At 68.7% G+C, this 13,947-nt stretch carries 9 protein-coding genes; 6 read left to right on the top strand and 3 right to left on the bottom strand.

The genetic code is table 11. The features are described 5' to 3' along the window. Positions 1 to 58 precede the first annotated feature (58 nt). Positions 59 to 1,336, top strand: coding sequence for a lipid-A-disaccharide synthase (gene lpxB, locus ACFOPO_RS03350; RefSeq protein ID WP_386700832.1), 1,278 nt, complete (start codon positions 59 to 61; stop codon positions 1,334 to 1,336). Positions 1,337 to 1,376: 40 nt separating this feature from the next. Beyond that, a complete protein-coding gene (locus tag ACFOPO_RS03345) occupies positions 1,377 to 1,991 on the top strand; it encodes a ribonuclease HII (protein WP_386701267.1) in 615 nt (204 codons plus the stop codon). Positions 1,992 to 2,040: 49 nt separating this feature from the next. Here ACFOPO_RS03345 and ACFOPO_RS03340 read toward each other — a convergent pair whose 3' ends face one another. Together ACFOPO_RS03340 and ACFOPO_RS03335 are read right to left on the bottom strand one after the other, a co-directional pair. Further along, positions 2,041 to 2,466, bottom strand: a complete 426-nt coding sequence (locus ACFOPO_RS03340; protein ID WP_386700830.1) for a hypothetical protein — start codon at positions 2,464 to 2,466, stop codon at positions 2,041 to 2,043. A 60-nt stretch (positions 2,467 to 2,526) separates the two neighbouring features. Next, a complete protein-coding gene (locus ACFOPO_RS03335; RefSeq protein ID WP_386700827.1) occupies positions 2,527 to 4,851 on the bottom strand; it encodes a tetratricopeptide repeat protein in 2,325 nt (774 codons plus the stop codon). A gap of 141 nt (positions 4,852 to 4,992) precedes the next feature. Here ACFOPO_RS03335 and ACFOPO_RS03330 point away from each other — a divergent pair, with 141 nt between their 5' ends. From ACFOPO_RS03330 to dnaE, 3 genes are all read left to right on the top strand, one after another. Continuing rightward, on the top strand, positions 4,993 to 5,649 hold the full coding sequence (locus ACFOPO_RS03330) for a hypothetical protein (RefSeq protein ID WP_386700825.1): 657 nt from the start codon (positions 4,993 to 4,995) through the stop codon (positions 5,647 to 5,649). Between the two features lie 125 nt (positions 5,650 to 5,774). Continuing rightward, positions 5,775 to 6,407 carry a hypothetical protein gene (locus ACFOPO_RS03325; RefSeq protein WP_386700823.1) on the top strand — a complete coding sequence of 211 codons (633 nt, stop codon included), beginning with the start codon at positions 5,775 to 5,777 and terminating at the stop codon, positions 6,405 to 6,407. Positions 6,408 to 6,579: 172 nt separating this feature from the next. Next, complete coding sequence (gene dnaE, locus ACFOPO_RS03320) at positions 6,580 to 10,107, top strand: DNA polymerase III subunit alpha (RefSeq protein ID WP_386700821.1); 3,528 nt, start codon at positions 6,580 to 6,582, stop codon at positions 10,105 to 10,107. A 132-nt stretch (positions 10,108 to 10,239) separates the two neighbouring features. Here dnaE and ACFOPO_RS03315 read toward each other — a convergent pair whose 3' ends face one another. Then, on the bottom strand, positions 10,240 to 12,699 hold the full coding sequence (locus ACFOPO_RS03315) for a TIM-barrel domain-containing protein (protein WP_386700819.1): 2,460 nt from the start codon (positions 12,697 to 12,699) through the stop codon (positions 10,240 to 10,242). A gap of 225 nt (positions 12,700 to 12,924) precedes the next feature. Between ACFOPO_RS03315 and ACFOPO_RS03310 the strand changes: the two genes are divergently transcribed. Continuing rightward, positions 12,925 to 13,884: an acetyl-CoA carboxylase carboxyltransferase subunit alpha gene (locus tag ACFOPO_RS03310; RefSeq protein WP_386700817.1), complete on the top strand. Its 960-nt coding sequence runs from the start codon at positions 12,925 to 12,927 to the stop codon at positions 13,882 to 13,884. The last annotated feature ends 63 nt before the right edge of the window (positions 13,885 to 13,947 follow it).

The raw sequence follows: 13,947 nt of genomic DNA, 5'->3' as shown, positions 1-13,947 counted from the left end.
CGAACGCCGGGACCCATTTTGACGTTGCCGTTGCCGATGGATCCCGCCTTTCGCCGGGATGACGGCAGGTCTTGATTCGCTGGGCTATGATCCATTCGCAATCGCGGTCCTGCCGCCCACAGCCCACGAGCCGGCCTTGACGATTCCCGCCAGCCCCCCTTCCGCATCGCCCCTGCGCATCGCCCTGTGCGCCGGCGAAGCCTCCGGTGACCTGCTCGGTGCCGGCCTCATCGACGCACTGCGCAAGCACTACCCCGACGCCGAGTTCGCCGGCATCGGCGGCGAGCAGATGCGCGGTGCCGGCATGAATGCCTGGCACGATGCCTCGGAGCTGGCGGTGATGGGGCTGTCGGAGGTGCTGCGCCACCTGCCCCGCCTGCTTCGGCTGCGGCGCGTATTCCGCCAGCGGCTGCTCGACTGGCGGCCTGACGTGTTCATCGGCATCGATGCACCCGACTTCAACCTCGGTGTCGAGAAGTGGCTGCGCAAGCGCGGCCTGCGCACCGTGCACTACGTGAGCCCCTCTGTCTGGGCCTGGCGCGAGAAGCGCGCCGAGAAGATCGGACGCAGCGCCGACTGCGTGCTGTGCCTGTTCCCGATGGAGCCTGCGATCTACGCACGCCACGGCGTCGACGCACGTTTCGTCGGCCACCCCCTCGCCGACGAAATGCCGCTGGATCCTGATCGCGATGCGGCCCGTCGCCAGCTCGGGCTCGATCCGTCGCGGCCGTTGCTGGCACTGCTGCCGGGATCGCGCGTGGGCGAAATCGAGCGCCTGGGCACCGACTTCCTGTCCGCGGCCGCACTGCTGCTCAAGCAGGACCCGCAGCTGCAGGTCGTGGTGCCGATGGCCAACGAGCATGCCAGCGCGGCGTTCCAGCGCGTGCTTGCCGCACACCCGGACAGCATCGCGCTGACGTCCGCGCTGCGCGTGATCCGCGGCCAGGCGCGCACGCTGATGATCGCCAGCGACGTGGTGTTGCTGGCGTCGGGCACGGCCACGCTGGAGGCGATGCTGGCCAAGCGTCCGATGGTGGTGGCTTACAAGGTCGCCGCCAGCACCTACGCGCTGGTCAAGGGCCTGGGCATGCTCAAGGTCGACAACTACGCCCTGCCCAACGTGCTCGCCGGCGAGCGCGTGGTGCCCGAACTCATGCAGGCCGACTGCACGCCGGAGAACCTCGCCGCGGCCGTGTCGACGTGGCTGCACGATCCGGCCGCGACCGCAGCGTTGCAACCGCGCTTTCGCGACCTGCACCTGCAACTGCGTCGCGACGCCTCGGCGCGCGCCGCCGATGCCGTCACCGAACTGCTCGAGGCCGGCCGTGGCCAATGACGGCGCGCTCCATGACGGCGTGCACCATGGCAGCGCGCAGATGCCGCTGGACCTGAGCGCGCGCAGCGACCCGGCGCCGCCGCGGATCGCGGGCGTCGACGAAGCCGGACGTGGTCCGCTGGCCGGGCCGGTGGTGGTCGCCGCGGTCGTGTTCGCGCCCGGGCGAACGCCGGTCAACGGCCTGGACGACTCCAAGCAGCTCACCGCGGCACGACGCGAGACGCTGTACGACCGCATCATCGAACGCGCACTGGCCTGGCACATCGAGTTCGTGACGGTCGAAGAGATCGACCGCATCAACATCTACCAGGCGACGATGTCGGGCATGAGCCGCGCACTGTTCGCCGTCAGCCATGTCGCCGACCTGGCGCGCATCGACGGCAATGCGTTGCCGCGCTCGCTCCCGTGCATCGCCGAGGCCTGGATCGGCGGCGACGCCCGCGACCGCACGATCATGGCCGCATCGATCCTGGCCAAGGTGGCGCGCGACCGCCACATGCAGCAGCTACACGCGCAATGGCCGCACTACGGTTTCGACCAGCACAAGGGCTATGGCACGCCCGAGCACCTGGCCGCACTGACGCGACACGGGCCGTGCCCGCAGCATCGCCGCAGCTTCGCGCCGGTGCGTGAGGCCCTGGCGACTTCGCCGTAAAAAAACAGGCCCGCATCCTGCGGGCCTTGTTCTCAACACCACCTCGTCGCTACTGCCGGCGAATGATGATCGCCGGATCGAGCGTCTTGCCGTTGGCGACGATGCCGTACCGGTACTCGCCGTCGCTGGTCGTCGCGGTGGCGATGTTGACCTGGAAGTTGCCCGACACCTGCTGCGCCGGCACCCGCAATGGCTGGTTCGCCCCGCCCGGATTGGCGCGCTTGAAGACCAGCGTGAACGCCACCGTTCCCGGCGTATCTCGCCACGAGATCGCCGTGCCCGCCGTCACCGTGCAGGTATCGGGACTGGCCTTGGGCATGCCGTCGGCGCCGTAGGTGATGTTGATGAACACCGGCGCGGTGCCGCTCTGCGTACCGCACAGCACCGGCTCACCGGCCATGCCACGGTGGCCGCAGCCGGCCAGCATCAGACAGGTGACGGCCGCAGCCGCCACCGAACGGGGTATCGCTTTCATGCTTGCTCTCCTCGGTTTGTGCCCGCGGGGGAACGGGCCTGGATAACGCGACTGCCCCGCTCAGGGGGCGCGCGATGCCGTCATGTCCTGCGCCGCCAGTCGCCGCAATACCGGCGTGGCCGCGATGCGCACTTCGGGAATGCCTTCCTTTCGCGCCGCCGCCAATTGCTTCTGCGCCGCCGCCGCGTCGTCGAGCACGGCCATGGCCTGTGCGCCCCAGAAGGCGACTTCCCCGCGCTCGGTCGCGATCGCCTCGGCCTTGGCCAGCATCGCGCGCGCCTTGGCGCCTTCGCCGAGGTTGGCGAGGTACCAGGACGCCTGCGCGAAACCCTGCGCATCGTCGGACTTCAGCTTCAGGTAGCGATCGGCCATCTGCGCCGCGCGCTGGTAAGGCTCGCGCGCCTGCGCCGCGGTGGCCGCCGACGCCGACAAGGCATCGCCGAGGTTGCCCCACAAGCGGAAGTCGCTGCCATCCAGCTCGGCGGCATGACGGTACAGCGCGGCGGCTTCCTCGAAGGCACCGCTGTCGTACTTCACCGAGCCCAGGTTGCTCAGTGCCGCGTAGTTCGGCTTGATCTCCAGCGAGCGCTCGTACGCGGCGGTGGCCTGCTTCGCGTTGCCGTTGGCCTGGTACAGACCGCCCAGGCTGCTCCACAGGTCCGCGTCGTCTGGCTTCAACGACACCGCGGTGCGATACGACTCGATCGCCGCGGGCACGTCGCCACTGGTGTACTGGTGATAGCCGCGCTCCTGGAACACACCCGCATCGCGCGGACGCAACTTGCGCGCGCGTTCGAAATAGTTGAGGGCGAGATCGCCGCGTCCCTGCGCGCTGGCGACGCCGGCCAGGCCCAGGTAGGCCTCCGCGCGCAGCGCCGGATCGACCAGCGCATGCGTGTACTGCTCGATGGCGGCCTCGGATTCGCCACGGGCGCGATGCAGGTCGCCCATCGCCAGGCTCACTTCGCGCAGCGAGGGGTCCATGTCCGATGCGCGCTTGCAGGCCGACTGCGCGCGCTCGAATGCGGCCGTGTCGCGCGCGAACTCGAAGCGTTCGATCTCGGCGCGGCAGATGCCGGCCTGGGCGCGGGCGAACGTCGGATCGATCGCCAGTGCGCCGCGGAAGTAATTGATCGCGCTGTCGGGGTTGGCCTTGTCGCCGCGGACGCGGATCTCCTGCTGACCCTTGAGGTAGGCGTCGTAGGCGGCGACGTTGCGTGTCGGCGTCAAACGCCGTGCCAACGCCTGCCGCGCCGAATCCAGCCCGCTGCCCGGCAGGACGCCCACCAGCGCCTGCACCACTTCGTTGGCAATGTCGCTTTGCAGGGCGAACACGTCACCGGTCTCGCGATCGTAGCTATGGGCCCACAACGTGAAACCCGTGCGCGTATCGGACAACCGTGCGCTGATCCGCACCCGCGGCCCCTCGCGGCGGACGCTGGCATCGAGCAGTGTCGCCACGCCGAGCTGGGCCCCCAGGGCCTTGATGTCGACCTGTTCCTTGCCGCGTCCGGGCGCGGCGACCACGCGCAGGCCCGGCACGCCGGCCAGCGCGTCGTGCATCTCCACGCCCAGGCCTTCGGCGAAGTAGCCGTCGCGGCTGTCGGCGCTCAGGCTGACGAACGGCAGCACCGCGATCGAGGCCTCCGCCACCGGCGCCGCGGTGCGCTCGTGCTGGCCGAACCAGTAACCGCCGGCGGCGATGACCAGCAACGCGGCCGCCGCCAGCCACCACCTGCGCCGCACCAGCGCGCGGCGCCGGGTGCGGAACGCGGGCACGACTGCGGGTGGGGACACCGGCGCACCTTCGTTCGCAGGTGCCCGTGTGGAGCCTGCCTCGTCGGCCTCGGCCGCAGTTCGGGTAGCACGGTGGTCGTCGTCCTCGTCGAACGCTGCAGGTGCCACGGCCTCGTTGGCCGCCACGTTCATCGACGGCGGCACCGATTGCCTGACTGCGGCAACGCCTTCGAGGGGATCCGCCGCGGGCTCGGCGCGCGCGACCGGCTCGGTGGTCGACGGGGCTTCCGGTTCGCTGGCGACCTTGAGCTGGCCGATGAACCGGTAGCCCAGGGCGTGCTGGGTCTGGATGAACCGGGGTCGCTGCGAGTCGTCGCCGAGGGCATGGCGGAGCTGGGCGATCACCCGGGTCAGCACGCCGGGGGTGACATGGCGATGACCCCAGACCTGGTCCAGAAGTTCGTCGCGACCGACCAGTTCACCGGCCCGGCGCAGCAGCATCAGCAGCACCGCGAAGGCCTTCGGCTCGACCGTCTGGGGGGTTCCCGCACGCGACAAGGTATGCGCGGTCGCGTCGACCACGATGTCGTCGAATCGGTAACTTTCGGTGGTTAGCCCGCCCTGGCCTGCCATCCCGTTCGGATTCATCGGCAAAACCTCATGGCGCCCTCATCAACCAGAGCGGACGATGAGGAAAGGCACGCACGGCCATCATGACTCATGTCTGCCGGTGGAGGAACCTGATCCGGCGCCGCAAGAACGGTGCCATCGCCCCCCACGGAGACCGTCATGAACGCCATCATTTCCAACCCGACCCAGCTGTCCGCCTCCCTCCCGTCGATCCTGGACGTGCCTTTCGAAGGGTCGGGCCGTCGCCACAACATCAACGGCTTCGACCTGCGCAGCGCCGATGTCGACCGTTTCAACGGCCTGCTCGCCCGGCTTGGCCGGACCCAGACCCCGCTGGACACCGACCAGCTGGCCAGCGCCGCCCGCGAATTGTGCGATCGCAGCATCCACGACTTCTCGCCGCCGAGCATCCGCCAGCGCCTGCGCCGGATCGCCGCCGTCGAACAGATGGTCGGCGATGCCCAGTGGGAACCGGCCAATGACGCCGTCGACACCGCCCAGCTGATCGTCGACTACGCCCGCAGCCGTGACGACCTGATCCCGGACTGGCTGCCCAAGGTCGGCCGTCTCGACGACGCCATCGTGGTCGACACCGCGTGGCCGCGCCTGGTCGCCGAGGTCGAGGATTACCTCGATTACGCCCGCCTGCGCAGCATGGAAGCGCAGCGCCGCGGTTGCGCCGTGTCCGCATTCGAGTTCAGCCGCAAGGACTGGGAGCAGATGCGTTACGAGGAAGCGGTGTATGCCGAGCACGAGCGCCAGATCCGCGAAAGCAGCTACCTGCCCGGTTCAGTGTCGATGTTCCGGGTGCATTGACCACACGGGAGGCCGCCGAAAGGCGGCCTCTGTGTTAACACGCACGGGCGCATCATCGGACTCCCGGCTCGCACGCCCGCCGGCCAATGCGAGCCCTGACCACCCGGCCGGAAGCGAGGTGTGTCATGCGCCAGCACCATCCGACACCCACCCCCGAACCCTTGCCGTTCGACCACATGTACAGCGGCATGCAGGCGCGCCATTACGCCGACGAGATCCCGCTGGCCGAAAGCGCGGTCGCACGTTTCGACCAGCTGTTGCACGAGATCCATGCCGACGCGCCGCGCGTGAATGCCGACCGCCTGCAGCAGCTGGCGTCCTGGCTGCTGAAGCTGCCTGCCGGCCACGCCCACGACGTCATCGATTCGCGCCTGCAACGCGTACACGAACTGCGCCTGATGCTCGCCGACGAGGACTGGGACTGCGACGAGGCGACGCGCGCGCGCATCGGGCAGCTGCTGGCCTACATCGATCGCGAGGACGACCTGATCGAGGACCACACGCCGGTGCTCGGCCAGCTCGATGACGTGCTGATGGTCGAACTGGCCTGGCCGGCCTTCGCCGACGACGTCGAGGACTACCGCGACTACTGCGATTACCGCCGCATCGAACACCCGGACGGACCGCCGCCGGCCCGGCGGGCGGCCTGGGTGCGCGACCGACTCGACGAACTGGCGCTGTGGCAGCACATGCTGTGGGTGCGCGAGCAGCACTACGCGCCATGGAACCTGCCGGCCCAGCTGTTCCGCGTCAGCTGAGCGTAGCCCGGGTAAGCGCAGCGCACCCGGGACCCGTGCGCACTTGCCCCGGGTGCGCTGCGCTTACCCGGGCTACGTGGCTGTCAAGGCTTGTACGCGCCGGCCGGACTGATAGGCTGGCCTGTGCCGCGCCGGTCGTGGTTCGACCGAGTCGCCCGACGTCCAGGACAGCATGACAGCACCCCGTTTCGTTCATCTCCACCTGCACAGCGAGTACTCCCTCGCCGACTCGACGATCCGCATCGGCGAGATGGTCAAACGCTGCGTGGCGCTGTCGCAGCCGGCCGTCGCGCTGACCGACCTCGACAACCTGTTTGCCACGGTCAAGTTCTACAAGGCGGCCGAAGGCGCCGGCATCAAGCCGATCATCGGCGCCGACGTCGGCCTGGCCGACGGCAACGAAACCGCCTCGCACATGACCCTGCTGTGCCGGGACCGCAACGGCTACCTGACCCTGTCGCGCCTGCTCAGCCGCGCCTGGATGGAAGGCCACCGCACCGAGGGCGTCGCCCTGCGCCCGGAATGGTTGCGCGAGGACAACGCCGGCCTGTTCGCCCTCGTCGGCCGCCACAGCCTGGCCGGTCGCATGGCCGTGGGCGGCCGCCACGAACTGGCCGAAGCCTGGCTGGCCGACTGGCGCGGTTCGTTCGGCGAACGCCTGCACCTGGAACTCACCCGCACCGGCCGCGACGGCGAGGACGCGTTCAATTCGTTCGCCCTGCACGCCGCCTCCACGCGCGGCATCCCGGTCATTGCCAGCAACGATGTGCGCTTCCTCGACCGCGACGGTTTCGAGGCGCATGAAGCACGCGTGTGCATCGCCTCCGGCCGCGTCCTCGACGACCCCAAGCGGCCCAAGGACTACACCGAAGAGCAGTACCTCAAGTCGTCGCAGGAAATGGCGGCGCTGTTCGCCGACATTCCCGACGCGATCGACAACGCCGTCTCGCTGGCCACGCGCTGCAACGTCGAGATGAAGCTCGGCGAATACGCGCTGCCGGCGTTCCCGGTGCCGAGTGAGCACACCATCGAATCGTGGCTGCGCAACAGCGCGCGCGAGGGCCTGGACAAGCGCCTGGAGAAGGCGCCGCTGGCGCCCGGCAAGACGCGCGAGGAGTACGACGCGCGCCTGGAGATCGAGCTCGACGTCATCATCAAGATGGGGTTCCCGGGCTACTTCCTCATCGTGGCCGACTTCATCAACTGGGCCAAGGACCACGACATCCCGGTCGGCCCCGGCCGCGGTTCCGGTGCCGGCTCGCTGGTGGCGTGGGCGCTGGGCATCACCGATCTTGATCCCCTGCCGTACGACCTGCTGTTCGAGCGGTTCCTCAATCCCGAACGCGTGTCGATGCCCGACTTCGACATCGACTTTTGCATGGACCGTCGCGACGAGGTCATCGACTACGTCGCGCGCAAGTACGGCCGCGACCGCGTCAGCCAGATCATCACCTACGGCACCATGGCGGCCAAGGCCGTGGTGCGCGACAGCGGCCGCGTGCTCGGCCATCCGTACGGCTTCGTCGACGGCATCGCCAAACTCATCCCGAACACGCTCGGCATCTCGCTCGACGATGCACTGGGCGAATCGGAAGCGGCCAAGTCCGACAGCAACCTCGCCTCGCCCGAGCTGATCCAGCGCTACCACGCCGAAGAGGACGTGCGCGACCTGCTCGACCTGGCGCGCAGCCTGGAGGACCTCACCCGCAACGCCGGCAAGCACGCCGGCGGCGTGGTGATCGCGCCGAGTCCGCTGAGCGACTTCTGCCCGCTGTTCGCCGAACACGACGGCGAGGGCCGCGGCAAGAGCCCGGTCACGCAGTTCGACAAGGACGACGTCGAAGCGGTCGGCCTGGTCAAGTTCGACTTCCTCGGCCTGCGCACGCTGACGATCATCGACTGGGCGGTGAAGGCGATCAACAAGCGCCGCGCCGCCGCCGGCGAGCCTGCGCTCGACATCGCCACGCTGCCGCTGGACGACCAGGCCAGTTACGAGCTGTTCGCGCGCGGCGACACGGTCGCGGTGTTCCAGTTCGAATCACGCGGCATGCGCGAGCTGCTCAAGCGCGCGCGTCCCGACACCTTCGAGGACATCATCGCGCTGGCCGCGTTGTTCCGTCCCGGCCCGCTGGGCTCGGGAATGGACCGCGAATGGGTCGACCGCAAGCACGGCAACACCGAAGTCTCCTACCCGCACGAATCGCTGGAACCGGTGCTGTCGCCGACCTACGGCGTCATCGTGTACCAGGAACAGGTGATGCAGATCGCCCAGGTGCTGGCGGGCTACACGCTCGGCGGCGCCGACATGCTGCGTCGCGCGATGGGCAAGAAGAAGCCCGAGGAGATGGCCAAGGAGCGGGCCAAGTTCGAGGCCGGCTGCGCCGAGCGTGGCATCGCCGCGCGCCAGGCCAGCCCGATCTTCGACCTGATGGAGAAGTTCGCCGAGTACGGCTTCAACAAGTCGCACTCGGCCGCCTACGCGCTGGTCGCCTACCAGACCGCCTGGCTGAAGGTGCACTACCCGTCGGAGTTCATGGCCGCAGTGCTGTCGTCGGACATGGACAATACCGACAAGGTCACCTCCTTCCTCGACGAATGCCGGGTGATGGGGCTGACGGTGCTGCGTCCGGACGTCGACGAGTCGGCGTACATGTTCGAGGCCAAGGACGCGACCACGATCCGCTACGGCATCGGCGCGGTGAAGGGCGTTGGCCGCGGCGCCTGCGAGGCGATCGTGGAAGCGCGCCGCGCCGGCCCGTTCGCCGACCTGCTCGACTTCGCCAAGCGCGTCGACAGCGGCAAGCTCAACCGCCGCGCACTGGAAGCGCTGACCCAGGCCGGCGCGCTCGACAAGCTCGGCAAGAACCGCGCGAGCCTGATGCTGCAGCTGCCGGAAGTGCTCAAGGCCACCGACCAGCTGGCGCGCGAGCGCGAGGCCGGACAGGTGTCGCTGTTCGGCGGCTTCGATGCGGCGGCGCCTGCGTTGCACATCGACCTGCCCGAAACCGACGAGTGGCCGCTCACGCAGATCCTCAACGGCGAACGCGACACGCTCGGCCATTACCTCAGCGGCCATCCGTTCGATCCGTACCGCGATGAAGTCCGCGCGTTGATCGGCAACGACCTCGCCGGGCTCGAGAAAATCTGGGAGAACCGCCCCGAACCTGCGCGCGGCAGCTGGCGCCAGGAAGTGGAGACGGTCGTCGCCGGCCAGGTCGTCGGCCTGCGCAAGAAGGGCGACAGCCAGATGTTCGTGCAGATCGAGGACGGCCGCGGCCGCATCGAATGCGCCTTCTTCAACGAGACCTACAGCGAGTTCGCGCAGTTGCTGGTGCGCGACCGTTTGCTGGTGATCCAGGGCAACTTGCGCGAGGACACCTTCAGCGGCGGCTTCGCATTGCGTGCAGTGCGCTGCTGGGATTACGAGCAGGTGTGCACGCGCAATGCGCAGCGGCTATCGCTGCGGCTGGACCTGCGCGAACCGGGCACGTGGCAACGCGTCGACACGGTGCTGGCGGGCAACCGCCCGGGCTCGACGCCCATTCGCCTGGACCTGCTGGTGCGCAAGGGCAGTGCGGGCATGCTCGACCTCAACGGCGCGCAGTCGGTGCGCATCGATGCGGAGCTGGCGTCGAAGCTGCGGGCGACGCCGGGCGTAAGGGCGGTGAAGGTGACGCTGGCGAAGCCTTGGGGCAACTGACAAACCACCGTTCGTCCTGAGCGTAGCGCCGCAGGCGCGAAGTCGAAGGACCTGCCCCCTAGGCGCGACCGCCCGCTTCATCCTTCGACTTCGGCCCTGCGGGCCTACGCTCAGGACGAACGGTGATCTGTCTTAGTACTTCAGCTCGACCTTCCAGTCACGGCGGGCCTGCGGTACGCGGATGACGACCGTTTGCTGCTCCGCTTCGTAGCTCCAGTCGCCGACCGCCTTCCCGTCAACCCGCAGCGAAGACGGCTTCCGCCCCACTCCATACACCGTCACCTCGACATCGCCCCACCACGGCGCAAACCCGTCGTGCACGACATGCGACGTCACCATCGCCCCTCGCCTGCCCACCTCGCACGCATACGCCACGCGCAGCAGCGACCCGCCCTTGTACGCCTGGCTCTCGCCATCGTCCTGGTACAGCGACCCACCGCACTCGCCGCCGGCCTTGGGCAAATACACCTGCAACTGCAGCGGCCCGGCCGGCTTCTCGCCCGTGTGCTGCACCACCGCCTGCATCGGCACGATCGCACCGGCGCGCGCGTACAACGGCACCGCCGTCGGTCGCGGATCGAGCTTGATCGGATCCTTCTGCGCAGCCTGGCGCTGCGAGGTGCCAAACACATACCACTCGCCCGGCGGCAGCACGATCTGGTGCGCATCCAGCCGCTCATCGCTCACCGGCGCCACGAACAAGTCCGGGCCGAACAGGAAATCGCGATCGTTGCCATAGAACGCCTGCGCCTGCGGGTACTGCAGGAACACCGGCCGCATGATCGGCAGGCCATTTCGCGTGTTCTCCTCGGCCACGGTGTAGAGGTACGGCATCAGGCGGTAGCGCAACTCGATGGCTTCCCGACGCAGCGCCTCCTGCTGCGGGCCGTCGACCCAGGCCTCGTGCGGTCGCGTATCGGTGGCGGCATGGTTGCGGAATACCGGATTGAACGCGCCCAGCTGGAACCAGCGCGTCAGCAGGTCCGGCGGCGGCGAGCCGATGAAACCGCCAACGTCGTCGCCGGCGAGCGCCATGCCCGATAGTCCGAGGCTTAGCAGGTTCGGTGTGCTCTGCGCGAGGTGATGCCAGGTGGCGCTGTTGTCGCCCGTCCACGTGGCGGCGTAACGCTGGGTGCCTGCGTAAGCGGCACGCGTCAGCACGAACGGCCGCTGCTGCGGTTGCAGCTTCAGCAGGCCCTCGTAGGTCGCGCGCGCATTGAGCATGCCGTAGACGTTGTGGATCGCGCGATGGTCACGCTGGCTGCCGTCGTCCATGCGATGCACGGCGTCGGGCGACATGGTGTTGCCGGGGACGTTGAACACCGACGGCTCGTTCATGTCGTTCCAGTAACCGGCTGCGCCCATCGCGCTGAACTCGCGGTACAGGCCGCCCCACCAGTCGCGCACGCGCGCCAGGGAGAAGTCCGGGAACACCGCGTCGCCCGGCCACACCGGACCGATGTAGAGCGAACCGTCAGGGTTTCGAATGAACGCATCGGCCGCCATGCCCGAATCGAACGGTGCGTAGCCGGTGCCCGGCGCGTGCTTGATGTGCAGGTCGGTGATCAGCACCGTGCGCAGGCCCTGCGCGCGCAGGTCGGCGATCATCTGCTCGAAGTGCGGGAACTGCTTGCGGTCGACGGTGAACGGCGCGTAGCCCTGCTGGTAGTCGATGTCGAGGTAGATCGCGTCACTGGGAATGCGGTGCTCGCGCAGCTGCGCGGCGATCTCGCGGACCTTGCCCTCGGGGTTGTAGCTGTAGCGCGACTGCTGGAAACCGAGCGCCCACATCGGCGGCAAAGGCGTGCGCCCGGTCAGTGCGGTGTAGCGCTCCAGCACGCGCGCCGGCTCCGGGCCGGCGATGAAGTAGTAGTCCAGTGCGCCGCCTTCGGCGCCGAAGGAGAAGTATTCCTCCGACTCCTTGCCGAAGTCGAAACTGCTGCGCGAGGTGTTGTCGAAGAACAGTCCGTACGCGGTGCCGGCGCGCAGGCCGATGAAGAACGGGATCGACTTGTACAGCGGGTCGCTGGTGCCCTGCCATCCGTAGGCGTCGGAGTTCCACATCGTGAAGGCACGGCCGCGACGGTCGAGCGGGCCGGCCTTGTCGCCCAGGCCGTAGAAGTGCGCATCGGCCGGAAGCGCCTTCCAGCTGCGCACGCGCGGACCGTGCGGGCTGTCGGCCCAGGCCATCGGCATCTGTTCGGAGTCGGCCAGCAAAACCTGGCCACTGCGATCGGCAAATTCCACCCGCAGCGGTTGCTTGCGGATCACTGCGACCACGTCACCGGAGGCCACCCTGACTGCATCGGCCGAATCGGCGACGCCGACCTTCGCCTGCGGTATGCCCGGCGCCATCGCCCATGACGGCGTCTCGTCGAAGCGGCCGTCCGGTGCCAGCGTGACGCGGTATACGCCCTCGCCGACCGCCGTCACCCGCAGCCGTGCCGGTCCCGATGCGACCACCGCGCCGTTGGGCTGGACTTCCACCCCGTCGACCGCGCCGACATGCCGCCAGCCCTGTGCGGCCACCGGCGCGATGCCGGCAAGTGCGCATGCCATCGCCGCCACCGCGGCCCATCCACGTCCCTTCATCACGGCTCCCAAGACTCGCCCCTCCCGCTACAGCGCGGCTACGGCGATTCAAACACGCGCCCGCGCCGGCCCGGCGGCTGCAGGCGATGAATACGACTTCATTGCCGTTGGCCGCCGATCGAAGGGATTGGGCGGCATTCGGGGGCCGATCGGCGCCGGCCACACGTCTCGGTACGGTCGCCCTGCCTCGGCTAGACTGTCGGCTTTCCGGCCAACGGCCCACGCATGAACCCGAACTACCTCGATTTCGAGCAGCCCATCGCCGACCTGGAAGCCAAGATCCAGGAACTGCGCCACGCCAGCAACGCCCCGGCCGTGGACGTGGATGCCGAAGTACATGCGCTGCAGGACAAGCTGCGCGTGCGCACCGCCCAGATCTTCCGCGACCTGACCCCGTGGCAGGTCTCGCAGCTGGCCCGCCATCCGGCGCGCCCGTACACCAACGATTACATCCGCATCATCTGCGACGAGTTCCAGGAACTGGCCGGTGACCGCGCCTACGCCGACGACGCCGCCATTGTTGGTGGCCTGGGCCGCATCAATGGCCGCAGCGTGGTCATCATCGGCCACCAGAAGGGCCGCGACACCAAGAGCAAGATCAAGCGCAACTTCGGCATGCCGCGTCCGGAGGGCTACCGCAAGGCGCTGCGCCTGATGAAGCTGGCCGAACGCTTCCGCCTGCCGATCCTGACCTTCATCGATACTCCGGGCGCCTACCCCGGCGTCGGCGCCGAAGAGCGCGGCCAGTCCGAGGCCATCGCCCGCAACCTGCTGGAGATGAGCGAGCTGAAGGTGCCGGTGATCTGCACCGTGATCGGCGAAGGCGGCTCCGGCGGCGCGCTGGCGATTGGTGTGGGCGACCGCACGCTGATGCTCGAGTACAGCACCTACTCGGTGATCTCGCCGGAGGGCTGCGCCTCGATCCTGTGGAAGTCGGCCGACAAGGCCAAGGACGCCGCCGAACAGCTCGGCCTGACCGCCAAGCGCCTGCTCGACCTGGGCCTGGTCGACAAGCTGGTGCGCGAGCCGATCGGCGGCGCCCACCGCAATCCGCGCCAGATGGCCACGCGCCTGAAGGCCGTGCTGCTCAACGAGCTCGACATGCTCGAGGCGCTGCCGGTCGAGGACCTGCTCGACCGTCGCTACCGTCGCCTGCGCAGCTACGGCGCATACGAAGCCGCCTGAGGTCTGTCGTCGTCCCTTCATCGGGACGACGTCTTCACGCCGGCACCGCCCGGCGGCCGGTAT

It is taken from the genome of Lysobacter sp. GCM10012299 (assembly GCF_042649405.1).
In the GTDB taxonomy this organism is placed as follows: domain Bacteria; phylum Pseudomonadota; class Gammaproteobacteria; order Xanthomonadales; family Xanthomonadaceae; genus Lysobacter_J.
Note: the sequence above shows the minus strand (reverse complement) of the source record. Positions and strands in the feature narration are given on the sequence as shown.